The organism is Amycolatopsis sp. PS_44_ISF1 (genome assembly GCF_032335455.1).
Taxonomy (GTDB): domain Bacteria; phylum Actinomycetota; class Actinomycetes; order Mycobacteriales; family Pseudonocardiaceae; genus Amycolatopsis.
Window position 1 is genome coordinate 3,220,170 of sequence record NZ_JANUXO010000001.1, and the last position, 16,240, is coordinate 3,236,409.

At 67.6% G+C, this 16,240-nt stretch carries 15 protein-coding genes and 2 tRNA genes; 7 read left to right on the forward strand and 10 right to left on the reverse strand.

Going from position 1 to position 16,240, the window contains the following annotated elements:
- The first annotated feature begins 313 nt into the window (after positions 1 to 313).
- Positions 314 to 1,489, forward strand: a complete 1,176-nt coding sequence (locus tag NYF13_RS14405; RefSeq protein WP_315657359.1) for a hypothetical protein — start codon at positions 314 to 316, stop codon at positions 1,487 to 1,489.
- A gap of 510 nt (positions 1,490 to 1,999) precedes the next feature.
- On the opposite strand, the gene NYF13_RS14410 is transcribed toward NYF13_RS14405, so the two are convergent.
- Entirely contained in the window at positions 2,000 to 2,614 is a 615-nt protein-coding gene (locus NYF13_RS14410; protein ID WP_315656920.1) for a stage II sporulation protein M, read from the reverse strand.
- A 110-nt stretch (positions 2,615 to 2,724) separates the two neighbouring features.
- Positions 2,725 to 3,423 carry a hypothetical protein gene (locus tag NYF13_RS14415; RefSeq protein WP_315656922.1) on the reverse strand — a complete coding sequence of 233 codons (699 nt, stop codon included), beginning with the start codon at positions 3,421 to 3,423 and terminating at the stop codon, positions 2,725 to 2,727.
- A gap of 82 nt (positions 3,424 to 3,505) precedes the next feature.
- On the opposite strand from NYF13_RS14415, the gene NYF13_RS14420 reads away from it, so the two are divergent.
- Positions 3,506 to 4,108 carry a TetR/AcrR family transcriptional regulator gene (locus NYF13_RS14420; protein ID WP_315656924.1) on the forward strand — a complete coding sequence of 201 codons (603 nt, stop codon included), beginning with the start codon at positions 3,506 to 3,508 and terminating at the stop codon, positions 4,106 to 4,108.
- A gap of 216 nt (positions 4,109 to 4,324) precedes the next feature.
- Here the strand turns inward: NYF13_RS14420 and NYF13_RS14425 are convergent, their stop codons facing one another.
- The 3 genes from NYF13_RS14425 to NYF13_RS14435 form a co-directional block, all read right to left on the reverse strand.
- Complete coding sequence (locus NYF13_RS14425; protein WP_315656926.1) at positions 4,325 to 4,627, reverse strand: hypothetical protein; 303 nt, start codon at positions 4,625 to 4,627, stop codon at positions 4,325 to 4,327.
- Positions 4,624 to 4,884 carry a hypothetical protein gene (locus NYF13_RS14430; protein ID WP_315656927.1) on the reverse strand — a complete coding sequence of 87 codons (261 nt, stop codon included), beginning with the start codon at positions 4,882 to 4,884 and terminating at the stop codon, positions 4,624 to 4,626. The genes NYF13_RS14425 and NYF13_RS14430 overlap by 4 nt, the downstream gene beginning before the upstream one ends.
- Before the next feature lie 325 nt (positions 4,885 to 5,209).
- A complete protein-coding gene (locus NYF13_RS14435; RefSeq protein ID WP_315656929.1) occupies positions 5,210 to 6,334 on the reverse strand; it encodes an NAD(P)/FAD-dependent oxidoreductase in 1,125 nt (374 codons plus the stop codon).
- 79 nt (positions 6,335 to 6,413) lie between these two features.
- Here NYF13_RS14435 and NYF13_RS14440 point away from each other — a divergent pair, with 79 nt between their 5' ends.
- Positions 6,414 to 7,073 carry a TetR/AcrR family transcriptional regulator gene (locus tag NYF13_RS14440; RefSeq protein WP_315656930.1) on the forward strand — a complete coding sequence of 220 codons (660 nt, stop codon included), beginning with the start codon at positions 6,414 to 6,416 and terminating at the stop codon, positions 7,071 to 7,073.
- Between the two features lie 27 nt (positions 7,074 to 7,100).
- On the opposite strand, the gene NYF13_RS14445 is transcribed toward NYF13_RS14440, so the two are convergent.
- Positions 7,101 to 7,918, reverse strand: a protein-coding gene (locus NYF13_RS14445; protein WP_396287290.1) for an IS5 family transposase whose coding sequence is annotated in 2 segments (ribosomal slippage) — positions 7,101 to 7,576 and positions 7,576 to 7,918 — 819 coding nt in all. Because the reading frame shifts where the segments join, the coding sequence is not laid out codon by codon here.
- A gap of 323 nt (positions 7,919 to 8,241) precedes the next feature.
- On the opposite strand from NYF13_RS14445, the gene NYF13_RS14450 reads away from it, so the two are divergent.
- Positions 8,242 to 9,774, forward strand: coding sequence for an ATP-dependent helicase (locus NYF13_RS14450; protein WP_315656931.1), 1,533 nt, complete (start codon positions 8,242 to 8,244; stop codon positions 9,772 to 9,774).
- A gap of 17 nt (positions 9,775 to 9,791) precedes the next feature.
- Positions 9,792 to 10,016, forward strand: a complete 225-nt coding sequence (locus NYF13_RS14455; protein WP_315657339.1) for a 3'-5' exonuclease — start codon at positions 9,792 to 9,794, stop codon at positions 10,014 to 10,016.
- 751 nt (positions 10,017 to 10,767) lie between these two features.
- Here NYF13_RS14455 and NYF13_RS14460 read toward each other — a convergent pair.
- A complete protein-coding gene (locus NYF13_RS14460; protein ID WP_315656933.1) occupies positions 10,768 to 11,511 on the reverse strand; it encodes a hypothetical protein in 744 nt (247 codons plus the stop codon).
- A gap of 98 nt (positions 11,512 to 11,609) precedes the next feature.
- Here NYF13_RS14460 and NYF13_RS14465 point away from each other — a divergent pair, with 98 nt between their 5' ends.
- Entirely contained in the window at positions 11,610 to 13,169 is a 1,560-nt protein-coding gene (locus tag NYF13_RS14465; RefSeq protein ID WP_315656935.1) for a site-specific integrase, read from the forward strand.
- Between the two features lie 65 nt (positions 13,170 to 13,234).
- Here NYF13_RS14465 and NYF13_RS14470 read toward each other — a convergent pair.
- The 3 genes from NYF13_RS14470 to orn form a co-directional block, all read right to left on the reverse strand.
- A tRNA-Lys gene (locus NYF13_RS14470) sits at positions 13,235 to 13,307 on the reverse strand.
- A gap of 338 nt (positions 13,308 to 13,645) precedes the next feature.
- Positions 13,646 to 13,721, reverse strand: a tRNA-His gene (locus NYF13_RS14475).
- Positions 13,722 to 13,795: 74 nt separating this feature from the next.
- Positions 13,796 to 14,404: an oligoribonuclease gene (orn, locus tag NYF13_RS14480; RefSeq protein ID WP_315656936.1), complete on the reverse strand. Its 609-nt coding sequence runs from the start codon at positions 14,402 to 14,404 to the stop codon at positions 13,796 to 13,798.
- Positions 14,405 to 14,522: 118 nt separating this feature from the next.
- Between orn and NYF13_RS14485 the strand changes: the two genes are divergently transcribed.
- Positions 14,523 to 16,070, forward strand: a complete 1,548-nt coding sequence (locus NYF13_RS14485) for a helicase HerA-like domain-containing protein (protein WP_315656937.1) — start codon at positions 14,523 to 14,525, stop codon at positions 16,068 to 16,070.
- Positions 16,071 to 16,240 lie beyond the last annotated feature (170 nt).

Genomic DNA, 16,240 nt, shown 5'->3' on the forward strand with positions numbered 1-16,240 from the left:
GTGATCTGCGCCGTGCTCGGCTGCGAGATCGGCGAAGTCCTCATCCCCGAGCCGGAGAAGGTCCGCAAGCCTGGCACCGAGGAGGCGCCGAAGGCTGCGGCCGCCGGAGCTCCGGCGGTGACGCCAGGCGCCGTGACGGCCGGTCACTTCCGCCCGCGTAGCGGTCGATACGCGCCTGCTAGCGGGCAGCAAGCCGCCGGCCAGCTGTCTGACGTGCTTCGCCTGGGGGCGACTGCCCGGCCGACACTGCAGCGCCTGCTACTCGTTCGGCCAGAACCACGAGCCTGGGGAGTCCGCTGGCTGCCGCCGTGTCGTGCCGCTGAAGAAGGACTTCTGCCGGTTGTGCTGGTGCCAGGCCAGCCTGGATGCCAAGGGCACAGTCACCGTGCTGGCGCCCTACCTCGAACGAGTACACCACCACCAGCTGTTCTTCGCCTGGATGCAGAAGCCCCGACAGCCCGGCCGCCGGGTGGGCAAACGAGGCCGCCGTCCTCTGCGGCCGCAGCAACCTCCCGTACCTGCGGCGAACCCCGCCACTGGATGCATCCAACTCCGCTTCTTCGACGACTCAAGGGATTTCACCCGTTTCGACCGGCTGCAGCACGGCAACCTCACCAACCCGTGGCTGCTCTGGGCCCAGCACGTTGCCCGGCGACTGGGTGAGGCCCGTGGATGGACCAAGTGGGTCGTCAGCGATGTCGATCGGGCCTTGGTGATCCTGCTGTCCCAGCACATCGAAGGCGAGACCATCCGCTACAGCGAGCTGCTCCCGGCCCTGCGAGCGCATGGGCTCAACGCCAAGCGAACCGTCGAGGTCATCGACCGGATCGGGCTGTTCGAGGACGACCGGGAACCCTCGTTCGACCGGTGGATCGAACGCAAAATCGCCAACGTCGCGCCCGGCATCCGCCAGGCCGCCGAGACATGGGCGCGCCAGCTTTGCCACGGCGGCCCCCGCAGTCAACCTCGCGCGTTGTCCACGTGCTGGAACTATCTCAACAAACTCCAGCCGATCATGCTCGCCTGGTCAGACCGCTACGACCACCTTCGCGAGGTCACCCGCGAGGACATCGTGGCCGTTCGCGATGACGTCCTCGGCAAACAGCGCGAGAACCGGCTCGCGGCGCTGCGCTCGCTGTTCCGGCACGCCAAGAAGACCGGCGCGATCTTCCGCGATCCCACCAGCCGCGTTCGGGTCGGCTGCCAGAGCTACGCAGTGCTCCAGCCGCTGCCGAGCGACAACATCAGCCGGCCGTCGCTGCCGTCACCACCCCGGCGGACCGGCTCATCCTCGCCCTGGCTGCCATCCACGCCGCCCGGCCGAGAACGATCCGTGAACTCCAGTTGGACGACGTCGACCTCGGCGACCGGCGCCTCGTCCTGGCCGGGCACGCGCGCCCGCTGGACGACCTCACCTACCGAGCCCTCGTCGGCTGGCTGGAATACCGCCGCACCCGCTGGCCCAACACCGCCAATCCCCACCTGCTGATCACGCAGCAGACCGCGCTGGACACGCTCCCGGCCGGCAAACTCTGGACTACCAGAGCATTCCGCGGCCTCGCCGCCACACTCGAACGGCTCCACGTCGACCGGCAACTCGAGGAAGCCCTCACCCACGGACCTGACCCGCTGCACCTGGCAACCGTGTTCGGCATCGACGAGAAAACCGCGATCCGCTACGCCACCGCCGCGCGGCAACTCCTGGAAACCGACCTCGAATGCGACACTGCCGGTTGAGTACGAACCCCAAGCATCCAGCCCTGGTCCTGGCGGTCACGGACCCTTGGGTTCCCGGCGAGGAATCTTCACTTTCGCTGAACTCACGGCGGAGCTGGCCCGGGACTCCCGAAGCTGATCCAAGCCGCAAGGTAGAGGTGAGCTGCACATCCCACCCGACGTGGCCGGTCCCGCGCTGGGCGAAGTGGACTTCGGGATGCCCGAGACCGCGCGAGGCGCGGGTAAGGGCCGAGCCTGCGGACCCCGTGTTGTGCTGAGTCTGTCAGGGGCCGAGCAGTTTCGGGACGAGGACGTAGATCTCGAGGACCTCGTAAGCGGCTCCGATGACGAGGAGGGTGAGCGCCGGGATCCAGAGCCAGGCGAGCCGCTTGATGCCCTGCAGGTAGGCCGTGCGTCGCGTGGTGGCACCGATGGTGGCCGGCCGGATCCACGACCTGCCCAGCAGGTAGGCGCCGAACATGATCAGGACGTAGGCCTGGAATTCGACCAGCAGGGTCACCGAGTGCGGAATGAGCGTCAGTGACGACACCCGGTCGACCGGACCGGTGAGGATACCCAGGTCGACCGCTTTGACCGCGAAAATCGCCACCCCGGCGAAGGGAACCACGACCGAGGGCAGAACGATCAGCAGTAACGCTGTCGCGAACACGTTGACCAGGAAAATGAGAACGCCGAACGCCCACGGGTTGCCGACCACGCTGGTGACGAGCGCACCCTGATCAACAGCGAACGAGGCCGTCCTGGCGGCGCGCAGGGCGGGAAAGATCAAGGAGAGCACCATGCCCAGGATCAGTGCCCCATAGGCGATGGCATTGGTGATGAGGTACGCGCGTAGGTCGGCGCGGATGATGTGCAGCGGTGCGCGAAGGAAATCCATCGGTTCGTTGTCCGTCTCTTGGCGGGCGGGGGGCGCATGTGCGTGCCCCGGTGTGAGCAGTAGGCGAAAGCGTGGGGAGCGGCTGAAGTTCGCGGCCTGGGGATGAGGGTTCAGTGGCCTCCGCCGTCGAGCAGCCAGTGGTAGCGCAGCCGCAGGCCGCGCTCGATGCTGGCCAGTACCGCGCCCAGGCCGAGTGCGATGTTGAGCCAGATCGGCAGGCTGACCGGCGAGGTGAAGGCACCGACGCGTGCCGCGACGACCGGTATCCGGGAGAGCGGCTCCAGCAGCTGCAGCACGTTGAGGCCCACCCCGACCAGGAGCAGTAGTACCGACACGGCACCGATGAGGCGGCTGGCCGCCGGGTGCTCGTGTTCCAGCCGGGCACGCCGGCCTTCGCCGGAGCGGTAGTCGGGAACGAGCCGGTGCTCCTGGCCGCGGTTGTTCACGTAGTGGCAGCGCTTGATGCCGAACCTGCTCGTCGCCACCTCGATGACGCCACCCTCCACTGTGAACACCGCGGGGAGCTTGGACTGAGCGTGCTGGTGGCCATTGAGGTAAAGGTGTGCGGCGCCTTCGCCGCCTGCGCCGAACTGCCGCACGTCCAGGGCATACGACATCGGTCGCCGCTCCGCCACCGAGGGCTGCAGGTAGAGCAGCCCCCGGCCGAGCATCATCTGCCACCAGCGGAAACGCGGCAGAGCCCGCCCATCACCCGGCTTCACCTTCCTGCCCGCCCACTGTCGCCGAGATGTCTCGAACACGTGCCTCTCCCCTTTCTTGCGATCCCGGCCGGGATCGGTCCCCGACACCCTGCTAGTACAGTGTGTTAGCCGATCTAGTGGATAAGGTAGCACAGTGTGCTAGTACAGTGTGCTGGATGAGGTGGATGAGATGACCAGACCGGACGCCCAGCCCAGCAGTCGAGAGAAAGTGCTGGTCGCGGCCATAGAGATGCTGTCCGAGAATCCAGGGGCCACGCTCAGCGTGCGGGCAGTCGCCGCGCGGGCGGGTGTGAGCACGGGCTCACTGCGGTTCCACTTTCCGACGCAGCGCGCCCTGCAGGACGAAGTGCTCAGGCAGCTCTACGACGTCATCGCCCCCGCGGAGCACATCCACGACCGGCACGTCCCGGCTCGGGACCGGCTGGCCGACTGCCTGCGCCAGATCCTCGCACCCCTCGGTGTGGGATCCAGCGCCCGGGAGGCGTTCCGGATCCTGCATGAGCAGTTCGTCGCCCCGGAACCGACCGAGCAGGTGCGTGAGGCCTATCTCGCCATCGAACAGGAAACACGGCGGCGCGTGGAGTTCTGGCTGGCGGTGCTCACTCAGGAAGGTGCGCTCGCGGAAGGTGACCATTCCCGGGCGGTGACTTTCCTGTTGACCGTCCTCAATGGACTCTCACTGGGGCGGGCGCTACCCTCCGCGGAGCCGGTTCTGCAAGCGGAGAACGATACCTTGTACCTGGCCGTCGACAGCGTGTTGCGCCCTCGGTGACCTACGGCCGGACAGGTTACTCAACGCGGGCGCGCACCGCCAGCTGCACCGAGCTGTACCCGGCGGCCTTCTTGGGCAGGTCGAGGTCGTAGGTGACCTGCCGTCACCCCGCTGCAGGCGGGACAGCCATGCGTTTCGCCGAGCGGCGTTTGACGTCGGCCTCGGCGGCCTGGTCGAACTCGAAAATCGCCGACAGATACAGCCGCTGCCGCTCGTTCAGCCCCGTCCAGGCCCGCTCGGCCGCCGAGCCCACGGCAGCAGCCCCACCGCGGCCCACCGGGACCGGCGCTCCCGGGCCACCGCGCTCGCGGCGTGCCGTGGCCCGGCCTCATCGCACCGGCCCTCGAGGCACGCGGTGCAGTACATCCCGGCCTCCAGCCAGCCCAGTCCCTCGGCCAGCACGTCCCGCCGCTGCGGGAACCGGCCCGAGCGCGGGTCCTCGATCACCGCGTCGATCGCGGCGTACTGCGCAGCCTCGAACTCCGCCTCGCTGCTGAGCCGGTCTCCCGCGGCGGTCATGACGCGACGGGACCGGGCACGGTGTTCCGCTCCGTGGCCGGCAGCGGCAGATCGTCCTGGCCGGAAAACCACTCATATGACCAGCTGTGCCGGGCCACGATCCGGTCCGCCCACGGGAACACCGACCCCGCCAGCCCTTGCACCGCCCCGGTGAACGCGGCGACCGCTGCCTCCACCCGGTTCCCGTGCACGTTCGCCTTCAGCCCCGGCGGGATCCGGATCTCGAACGACAACCTCAGCACGCGCGGGGTGTCCATTGCCAGCTTCCATCAGATCAGCAAATTTCGCTGAAATATATCCAATTCGTGGAACAACCAGAATCCCCGAGGGAGTGGCGACTTGCTCGAACCCGTACTGGTCAGATAATGCCGTATTATCTGACAAGTGGCGGTTCGGCTCCTGCGGGAACACGGCCGTGGGTGGTACCCCTTCTGTAAGGCGACAACTCGCTGACCCGGCAGACGACACCGCGCGTCAGTAGATCGGCGACACCCGGTGTCAGTGGACTCACTTCCATGGCAGCCGCTCGCGGTGTCAGTGATGTCGCCTCGATGCTGACATTCGCCCGGGACCCGGTTGCCGTTACTCGTGGCCGTTGAACAGCCGGGCGAGGGCGTGCGGTGCGCCGTGGCCGAAGATCAGTTCGACGGTGTCGCGGGCCGCTAGCGCTTCGCTGTGGCTGCGCGGGAACATTCCCGCTTCGTAGGTGGCCAAGGCGGCCTCGGTGTTGTCGGGGTGCGCGGCGATGGCCTGGGCGAGTTCGGCGCCGTCGAGCATGGCCAGGTTGGCGCCTTCGCCGCCGGGGACGGTGACGTGGGCGGCGTCCCCGAGGAGGGTCACGCCGGGGACTCGGGCCCACTGGTGGCGGTCGGGGAGCTGGTAGATGCTGCGCAGCACCGGGTCGGTGTCGCTGTGGGCGATGAGCGCGGTCAGTTCTGGCGCCCAGCCGTCGAACTGCGCGGTGATGGCGGTGCGGGTGGCGTCGGGGTCGGCGAAGTCCAGGGTGTCGAACCACTCGACGGGCCGGGACAGGCTGACGTGGGTGTGGATGGTGTCGCCGGCCTCGCGGTGGGCGAGGAACCCCCCGCCGGGTTCCAGGGCGTAGAGCGCGCCGTCCCCGACGATCGCGGCGCTGGCGACGTGACGGCGCTCGACATCGTGCAGGTAGGTGTCGATGTAGCTCATCCCCGTGTAGGCCGGGGTGTGCTCGGAGACGAGCGACCGCACCTTGGACCAGGTGCCGTCCGCGCCGACCAGCAGGCCGGTCGTGACGGTCGAGCCGTCGGCGAAGGCGAGTTCGTGCCGCCCGTCGCCGACTGCGGTCGCGGAGACGAGCTTCGCGCCCCAGCGCACCGTCCCGGCGGGCAGGGAGTCGAGCAGGATGCCGCGGATGTCGCCGCGTAGCGCTTCGGGTTTGGCCATCGATCCGTTGTCGGGGACGTCGCCGAGGACCACTGCGTGCCGGTTGCACACCCGTTGGGCGGCACCGCCCCGGTGCAGGATCGAGCGGTACTCCTCATCCAGGCCGGCGAGGTGGAGGGCGTATTGCCCGTTGTGCTCGTGCAGATCGAGTTGGCCGCCTTGCGCGCGGGCGCGCACCGAGGTGTCGGCCTCGTAGACGGTGACGGGGACGTCGTGGAGGTGTAGCACGCGGGCCAGTGTCAAACCGCCCAGTCCGGCACCGACGACGGTAACGGGAGTGGTCATGGAGCTCCTCTCATCGTGTTGGACCACCGGTCCAACAATCCGACTTTGGACCACGGGTCCATTCATGTCAAGATGAGCTGTGACTACTCCTCCGGTGCGGGCCCCGAGACGGCGTGATGCCCTGTCCCGGCCACGGATCGTCGCGGCGGCGATCGAACTCCTGGACGCGGATGGTGAGCAGGGCCTGACCGTCCGAGCACTGACGAGCCACCTGTCGACCGGCCGGGGGGCGATCTACCACCACGTCGCGGGGGTGGGGGATCTCCTCGCCGATGCCGCCGACGCCGTCATCCGTGCGGCCACCGAGGACCCCGCCGACGACACCGACCCGAACAGGGCGATCCGGGACCTCTCGCTCGCGATCTTCGACGCCCTCGACGCCCACCCGTGGGTCGGAGCCCAGCTCGCCCGTGAACCCCTCCAGCCGGCCGTGCTGCGGATCTGGAAAACCATCGCCGGGCGACTGCGCGACCTCGGTGTCCACGGTGCAGCGAGATCCGACGCCGGCGCCGCGCTGGCGAGCTACATCTTCGGCTCGGCCGCCCGTTTCGCCGCCGGGGCCCGCCACTCCACCGACGAGATCGAGCGGCAGCGCTACCTCGACGCCCTGGCCGCCGCATGGACCGAGCAAGACGCCGACCAGGTCGTCCAGCAGGCGGCGGCGCATCTGCGCGCCCATGATGACCGCGAACAGTACCTGGCCGGGATCGCCATCTTCCTCCGCGGGATCCGGGGTTGAGACTGGTGAGATGGCTTAGCGCGTGTCCTATATGGTGGTTTTGAGGAGACGCTTCCAGCAGTGCATGGCCGCGGCCAGGTCGAGGAAGGCCAGGTAGTTACGCGGAAGCCTGTCGTAGCAAGGTGAGAGGCGCCGGTAGCCGGTCAGCCAGGACATGGTGCGTTCGATGGCCCAGCGGTGACGGCCCAGCCGCTGGGAAGACTCGACGCCTCTGCGGGCGATGCGGACACCGATCCGCTTCCCGCGTAGCCATCGCCGCAGGGCGGGGATGTCGTAAGCCTTGTCGGCGTGCGGCTTTCGGGGCTTCGCGATCCGGCCACGGCGCGGGTCGTGGCGCGAAAGCAGACCGGCGACAAGGGGCTTCAGCCCGTCACCGCCGACGGTGTTACCACGTGAGACACCGACCACGAGAGGCATTGCGCTCCGATCGGACAAGATGTGCATCTTGGTACCCGGCTTACCCCGGTCCACGGGGCTCGGACCTGTATGTTCGCCCCCTTTTTCGCCCTCACGTGCGCGGTGTCCAGCACGACCCGGGACAGGTCAATCAACCCGGCTTCACTCATTCTGCTCACCACCGCGCGGTGAAGACGGGCCCACACACCCGCTCGGGCCCAGATGGCGAACCTGCGGTGCACCGTCGACTTCGAGGCACCGAAACACGGTGGCAGCGCCCGCCACGCGCACCCCGACACCAGCACGTACACGATCGCGGCGAAGACCGCCTCGTCCTCGATGTTCCGCACCCCGCCGCCTTGCGGACGCACCCTCGGCGCAGGCAACAGCGGCCGAGCCAGATCCCACAAGCCCGCCGGCACGATCCACGACCACCGACCCTCAACCATGATCAACACAACGAACGACAACCATGCAGGACACGCTCTTAGTACTGCAACGACAGATCGTAACAATCTGTCGTTGCAGTACTAAAGCACGAATTCTGGAACCCCGACGATGCCGAATCGGCAGGGGAGCTGCACGAGAATCTGCGATGGTACCGGTACCGGTACCTGAGCCGCTCCAAACCCAGCTCTCACCTGCGCGCTCTGGCCCGCCTCACCGACGAGCAACTACGACACGGCCCCGAACCCCTCACCGCCCTCATCGACGCCATCCGTGCGGAGCTGCAGCTGTGAACCCGCCAACCGGTCCCCGAGGTCTCGAAGAGGTGACCGCGGCTTGGTGCCCAACCGGCATCGACGACCTCGAAACCTCGGCTTGGGATGCATTACGTGACGAGGGCTGCACCGTCGTCACCGCAGGGCCTGGGGCGGGCAAGACCGAGTTCCTCTCCCAGCGGGCGGCCTACCTGCTGCAGACCGGCCTCTGCGCGCCACCACACCGGATCCTTTCGATCTCCTTCAAACGCGACGCCGCGGCAAACCTTGCACGTCGCGTCGAGCAGCGTGTACCGGAAAACGCGGGGCGGTTTGCGTCCCTGACGTTCGACGCCTTCACCAAAGGCGTGCTCGACCGGTTCAAGTCCTCCCTGCCGCCCGGATGGGCCATCCCCGGACGCTACGAGCTGGCCTTCCCGAAGGAACGCGAAGAGCAAGAATTCATCAACTACCTCGCCGCCGGCACGACCGGCACCCTGCGCGTCGCCCTGGACGGTCTGTCCAGAACCACCTTCCTGGCCAAAGTCGTCGGTGCTTGGCCATTGCCGCCAGAGCCACCGGTCGGTGATCCGGCCGACGCCGTCGGCTTGGCCGCATGGCGCTGGTGGCAGGAACGCCACCTCCACCCCGAGACTCCCTTCCTCGACTTCGTCATGATCAACCGGCTGGCCGAGTTTTTGGTCCGGACGCTCCCCCAACTGCGGCGTGCCCTGCGTGCCACCTACCCGTCCGTGTTTGTCGACGAGTTCCAGGACACCAAGATCGCGCAATTCTCCTTCCTCGACACCACCTTCAGCACCAACGCCGTGGTGACGGCCGTCGGCGACTGGAAGCGGCGCATCATGGGCTTCGCCGGCGCCCTCACCGACGCCGTTCCCCGCTTCATCGCCACGTTCTCCGCCCGCGAGTACCCGCTGACCTGGAACCTCCGGTCCACCGACCGCCTTGTGGCGCTGCTGCACGTCATCGCCGGCAAGCTCGACCCGGCGGCCGTACGCGCGGAATCCCGGATCGAGGCCGAACCGGCGGGTGAACCCATCAGCCTGCGGCGGTCACCCAACCTCGCCCGCGAGGCTGCCGTCGTGGCGGACTGGATCGCACGTGACATCGAGCGGTCCGCCCGGACCGCAGCCGACTTCGCGTTCGTCGCCAGGCAGAAGGTCGCCGACCTCGAATTCCGCCTCCGCATGACGCTGGCCCAACACGGGATCCTGCTGCGCAACGACGACGCCGCGGTCGGGAAGATGCGGCTGCAAGACCTGCTCAAGAACGACGTCACCCGGCTGCAGTTAGGTGTCCCCGGCTGGCGGCTCAGCCCGACGGGCTCGGCCAGGTGTGTCTCAAGACATCCGCCTTGCTGCGGCAGATGCGCGGCGCCGCCGGCGACGACACCGCGATCCGCTATGTCCACGACGAGCTCTCCCAGATGGCCAGGGCGGCCCGGGGTTGGCTCGCCGACAACCAAGCCGGTGCCGCTGATCCGGGCGAAGCCGTCGATCAGGTCGTCGGCTCGATCGGTGCCGACGCACTGGTCGGCTACGTCCGATCAGCCGCGCGCGGCGAGGAACTGGAGGTCATCCTAGATGCGTTTCAAGCTCGTCTGGCCGCGGTCGCAGGTCATGCCGAGACCTGGACTGCGGCATTCGACGACTTCGAATCCGCCGACGCCGTTGCGCTCATGACCGTCCACAAGAGCAAAGGCCTCGAGTACCACACGGTCTTCTTCCTCGGCCTCGACGATCACCAGTGGTGGGCGCACGCCCGCGACCGGGACGAGTCGACCTCGGCGTTCTTCATCGGGCTGTCCCGGCTGCGCACCGGCTGATCTTCACGACCGCCTCGGCCTATGCACCCAGTGCATCACGGAGCTGTTCGAGATGCTGCGGGCGGCGGGGGTACCGGAGCATCACTGGTGACGTACAGCGCTTCGTCTCGTGCCAACCGGTCACTCGAGTTCGTGCCCTGCGGTTCCTGCGACGACGAGAGCCGCAGCCCGGCGGCACGTAGAGTCGTCACGACGGCCTGGGTCGCGTTCTGCCGACTCTCCTGGGCATCGTCGGTGTTCGGCAGGGAAACCCAGATCCTGCTGTCGAGCCCAGGCGACACCGTCGCGAGCGCTGCGCCGGGCTCGGACAGTGCGCTGATCGCCCGTTCGCGCAGCCGGGCCGTTTCGCACTGGTCGACGGCGCGTGCGGCACGGTAGATCGACGCGCTGGCGTGCCTGCCTGTCGAACTAGGGGCGATTTAAGGGCGAAATTGAAGCTCGAATGAGGTCGACTGAAAGCGGCTGAGGGCGTGAGCGGTTGCAAATGTTCCAGCTAAATCGAATGAGGTTGATGCGAAATTAATTGACACAATTAACCGGGAGGGTTTCTGGTTTGAGGTGAGCGAGTGGAGAAGATGCTCGATGACGCGTTCATCGGCCCGCGAGCGCCTTACCTTCGTGCTGCTCGGCTCGGTGTCGCGTTGGCAGTTGGCAGTTGGCAGGAACGACTGTGGCGGCGCGTTCGGATGGTGCGCAAGTAGGTGTTTGGTGGGCACTCACGTAATTCGGTGTCCGGGACTGTTGATCTCGATCAGCGGCGGAAGGGCCGTCGTGGATCGCGTGCGTCCACGTTGAGGAACTGTTCGAACCAGGCTTGTGGCCGGTAGTCGCCGATGCCGAGTTCTCGGTTTTGGTCGATGTCGGGGACTTCAATGCTGTCGAGTTGTGTGCTGAAGAGTGCGAGTATGTCGATGTCTTGGAAGAGAGTTTCGGTGAGCATGTCCCAGTCGTGGTCGTCTTCGTGTTCGGGCAGGTCTGCGTAGCGTTCGGTGAAGCCGGCCCAATCATCGTCGACGGTGGCTTCAGCGGAGCGGAGGATGAGGTGCAGCGCCATTCCTTCGGCTGGGCAGCGGGGTTGGGGCCAGTGGCCGGAGGCGAGGCCGTCGCTGAGGTTGCCGAAAGAGCGTGCGGCTTGCCGGCGCCAGACGGGGTTCTGTCGCCACGTGAGCTGCGGGAACTCGTCGAACACCAACCGGGCACCAGTGTTGTCCACAGGTTCGTCACCGTGTTCGAGGACATCGTCGTAAGCCTGGTCGGCCAGGACTCCGGCTGCGGTCCACAGGGCCGCGGCTGTTCGTGGTGTGATTTGGAAGCCACTGCACTGATTGCAGTCGTCCGCGCCGCAGGTGCACAAAGGGATGACAGCGGCGAACTGAGGCCAGGCCGCGAGCGGTACGCCGAGTTCGTCGATCTCGACCACGGACTCGGTGGCCTCAACGAACGCGATGCCAGCCCGTTCATCGATCACGCCGCCTGCGTCGATGAACCACTGCACGGCAGCTATGGCGTCCCCGCGGATGTGGTCCTGTTCGTCCGGCCGGACCTGGGTGACGCTGCGGCCGCTGTTGGCGGAGACAGTGAAATGTTGTCTCGATGTCGGCGAGCGCGGCTTGTTCGAGTGCGTTCTCGTCGGTGATGTCGACGATCGCTTCGACGGTCACCTTCACTCTGCGGCTGCGTCCCTGGGCGCGGGTCATTCGTCCAGGCTATCCCCGCGGGCAGCCTGTGGTGGTCGAGGCCGCGGGGGCGCACGCTGAGCTGGTCGACAAGGAGGTCGTGATGGGACGAGCAGCGGTCTACAAGCGGTGCGGCTGCAAGGCGCGAGGAGAGGCCGGCGGCGAGCCAGGTGCTCTGTGTCCGCGGTTGACTGAGCTGGGGCATGGGAGTTGGTATTTCTCGTTGGAGCTGCCGTGTGGCCGGGACGGCCGGCGGCACCGGGTACGTCGTGGCGGCTTCCGGTCCCGTGCGGCCGCAGAGCAGGCGCGGGCGTACCTACTTGGGGCTGATGTGGTGCCGGGGCGGAGCGCGGTGACGGTGGGGCAGTGGTTGGACATCTGGCTGGAGATGCGCCAGACCTTGAGCTTCAACACCCGCCGCTTGTACACCCAGCATGTGAATGACTATCTGAAGCCGCATCTGGGGAGTGTGCCGCTGCGGTCGTTGACGGTGGCGCGGGTGCAGGCGATGTTCGTGGCGTTGGCCCGGGCGAACGCGACACGGGATCGGCCGCTGTCGCCGGCCACGTTCGTGCGGATCCGGGGGACGCTGCATGCGGCGCTGAACGGCGCGATCCGGCTGGGATTGATCGAGCGGAACCCGGCGCATCTGGTCGAGTTGCCGTCGGGTCGGCGGCCGCGTGCGGTGGTGTGGACAGACGCGCGGGTGGCGCACTGGCGGGCGACTGGGGAGCGGCCGCCGGTGGCGGTGTGGACGGCCCGGCAGACGGCCGAGTTCCTGGAACACGCACGTGACCATCCGCTCTACGTGCTGTATCTGGCGGTCGCGCTGCTCGGATTGCGGCGCGGCGAGGCGACCGGGCTGCGCTGGTGCGATCTCGACCTAGACGCTGCGGTTGTACAGGTGTCGCATCAGGTTCAGGACCGGGGTGGCCGGACGGTGGTGTGCTCGCCGAAGACTGAAACGAGCGTTCGCACGTTGGCGCTGGATCATGGCCTGGTGGCCGAGCTGCGGGCACTGCGATCACAGCGACAGGCGCAGGGGGAGGAGCCGGTCGGGTTTCTGTTCACCAACCGCTATGGCGGGCCGTTGAGCCCGGGGTGTGTGACGCACACCTTCACCCGGCTGGTGGCGGCGGCGGGGTTGCCGCCGATCCGGTTGCACGACCTGCGGCATGGGGCGGCGAGCCTGTCTCTGGCGGCGGGGAACGACTTGAAGGTGGTGCAGGCGATGCTCGGGCACTCGAGCATTGTGCTCACCGCCGACACCTACACCAGTGTCCTGCCTTGCCTGGCTCATCGCGCCGCTGAAGCAACGGCGGCGCTGGTGCTGGAGGTGGCCCGCGACGCGGCGGCCTCGATACGAAGCCGAGGAAGCGGGAAACGGCGCAAGGAATGTCGGGCCCGCAACAAGAAGGCCAAGAACAGCGGCCGACAGGCGCGGTCTCATTCGGCCCCACGCCGGTCCCACCCATGATCAAAGCCTACCAGCAAGATCCTCGTGATCAAGGATACCCGCAGGTGGGCTTCGATTCAGTGGGGTGCGCCATCAGGGACTCGAACCCCGAACCCGCTGGTTAAGAGCCAGCTGCTCTGCCAATTGAGCTAATGGCGCTTGTCTTGCCCGCCGCTTTGGTCTCCCTCGGCGACGTGGAAAAGATTAGCAGGGTGTTCAGGCGGGGTTTCACGGGGGTCCCGTAAGCGGAGAGCCACGGCGTATCGGCTGGTCGCGGCTTGGTTCGCGTGGGTGAGGCGGTCGTGGAAGCGCCTCGTGACCGTGGTCACAAGATCATCGGGAGCGCAAAAACCCCAGCTTGGAGAAGCCTGTCCAAACTGGGGTGATGTCACGACTTGTCATGTCGCCATGATGAACCCCGAATCATGATCCTTGGGGACACAATTCGGGGCCTGCGGGGACGCTGATCAGAAACACTACTCTGACCTGCGTCGATGTGGGGTGAGCGACGGGTTTCGAACCCGCGACCTCCTGGACCACAACCAGGTGCTCTACCAGCTGAGCTACGCCCACCATCTGCGAGGGGACCTCTCGGCCGCCTTGCTGTGGGCAATCCTAGCGTGCCCGCGCGAGCGCTTTTCAGGGGGCTACCCCCCGTGGCGTTCCTGCACTTCGGCGGCGGCAGCCTTGGCCTGTTCGCTGGTCGGGCCGGGCTGGGGGACGAAGGCGGCGCTGCGGTAGTAGTCGAGCTCGCCGATGGACTCCTTGATGTCGGCCAGCGCGCGGTGGGCGAGGCCCTTCTCCGGCTTGGCGTAGTAGACCCGCGGGTACCAGCGGCGGACGAGTTCCTTGATCGAGGACACGTCGACCATGCGGTAGTGCAGGTGGCTGTCGAGCGCCGGCATGTCACGCGCGATGAAGCCGCGGTCGGTGCCGATGGAGTTGCCCGCCAGCGGGGCCGTGCCGGGGTCCGGGACGAACTCGCGGATGTAGTCGAGCACTCGCTGCTCGGCCTCGGCCAGGGTGACCGCGGAGGCGCGGACCTCTTCGGTGAGCCCGGACTTGGCGTGCATGTCGTGGACGACCTGGGGCATGCCGTCGAGCTTGGCTTCGTCGGTGTGGATGACGATGTCGACGCCGTCGCCGAGGACGTTGAGGTCGGCGTCGGTCACCAGTGCGGCTATTTCGATCAACGCGTCCTTGCCGAGGTCGAGCCCCGTCATCTCGCAGTCGATCCAGACTAGGTGGTCGGTCACCTGGACAACCCTAACCCGACACGGGGATGACAGCGGGGTTACCTGCGCATTCGGCGCGTTACGCTCGGGCGGCCAAGTGAAACGGTGTGATTTCGGACTCGGGAACGGGGTGCGGCCAGTGGCCGAGCAGGGGTCGGGGCCCGCGGCGGACATCGCCGCGGGGTACGTCAGCGAGGGCGGCGCGGTGGAGCTGGGAGCCGTGGTGATCGACGGGAGGGCGGACGCATCCGCGGCGGTGCGGCTGCCGCTGGCGACGCTGAACCGGCACGGGCTGGTCGCGGGCGCGACCGGGACGGGCAAGACGAAGACGTTGCAGCTGATCTCGGAGCAGTTGTCCGCGGCGGGCGTGCCGGTGGTGCTGGCCGACGTCAAAGGTGATCTTTCGGGACTGGCCGCGGCGGGCGAGCCGAGCGACAAGCTGGCCGGACGCGCCCAGGAGCTGGGGGACGACTGGGCGCCGGCCGCAGCGCCCGTGCAGTTCCTGTCGCTGGGCACGGGCGGAAAGGGCTCACCGATCCGCGCGACGATCACCAGCTTCGGCCCGGTCCTGCTGTCCAAGGTGCTGGGGCTGAACGAGACGCAGGAGTCGACCCTCGGCCTGATCTTCCACTGGGCCGACCAGCGCGGGCTCGCGCTGCTCGACACCAAGGACCTGCGCGCGGTGATCACGCACCTGACCAGCGACGAGGGCAAGGCCGACCTCAAGGGCATCGGCGGCGTCTCGGCCGCGACGGCCGGGGTGATCCTGCGCGCGCTGTCCAACCTGGAGGCCCAGGGCGGCGAGGACTTCTTCGGCGAGCCCGAGCTGGACGTGCACGACCTGATGCGCCAGGCCGACGGCAAGGGGGTCGTCACCCTGCTGGAGCTGGACAACCTGCAGTCCAAGCCCGCGTTGTTCTCCACCTTCCTGATGTGGCTGCTGGCCGAGCTGTTCGAGGAACTGCCCGAGGAGGGCGACCTCGACCAGCCCAAACTCGTCTTCTTCTTCGACGAAGCGCACCTTCTCTTCGCGGACGCGTCGAAGGCGTTCCTGGAGCGCATCGAGCAGACGGTGAAGCTCATCCGGTCCAAGGGCGTCGGCGTGTTCTTCTGCACCCAGCTGCCCACGGACATCCCGAACGCGGTGCTCTCGCAACTCGGTGCGCGGGTGCAGCACGCGTTGCGCGCGTTCACTCCCGACGACCAGAAGGCGCTCACCCGCACGGTCAAGACGTATCCGAAGACGCCGCACTACGACCTCGAATCGGCGCTGACGTCGCTGGGCATCGGTGAGGCGATCGTCACCGTGCTGTCCGAACGGGGCGCGCCGACTCCGGTCGCCTGGACACGGCTGCGCGCGCCGCGGTCGAAGATGGGCTCGATCGGCGCGGACGCCGTCGCCGCCGCGGTGACCGGTTCCGACCTGCACGCCAAGTACAGCGAGACGATCGACCGCGAATCGGCCTACGAGAAGCTGGCTGCGAAGGTCGCCGCGCCCGCGGACCCACCCGCGGACCCACCCGCGCAGCCGGACACGCCCGCGGAGGCGCCCAAGCCGCAGAAGGAGGAGCCCGGTTTCCTCTCCCAGGCGATGAGCAACCCGGCGGTGAAGTCGTTCATGCGCTCCGCCGCGAACGCGCTGGGCCGTGAGGTCACGCGGGGGCTGTTCGGCAACCGGAGGCGCTGATCGACCGGCTGCACTGGGATCAGCAGACCGGGCGGATGCCAGGCAGACAGCGCGAAGGCCGCTCTCCCCGGGCCCCGATTCCCTGGGAGAGCGGCCTTCACCGGTTCCTCGCCTTACCCCGAACGGTGAGCGAGAAAGTGGACGGGCCGCCCCGACCGCGGTCCGTCCGC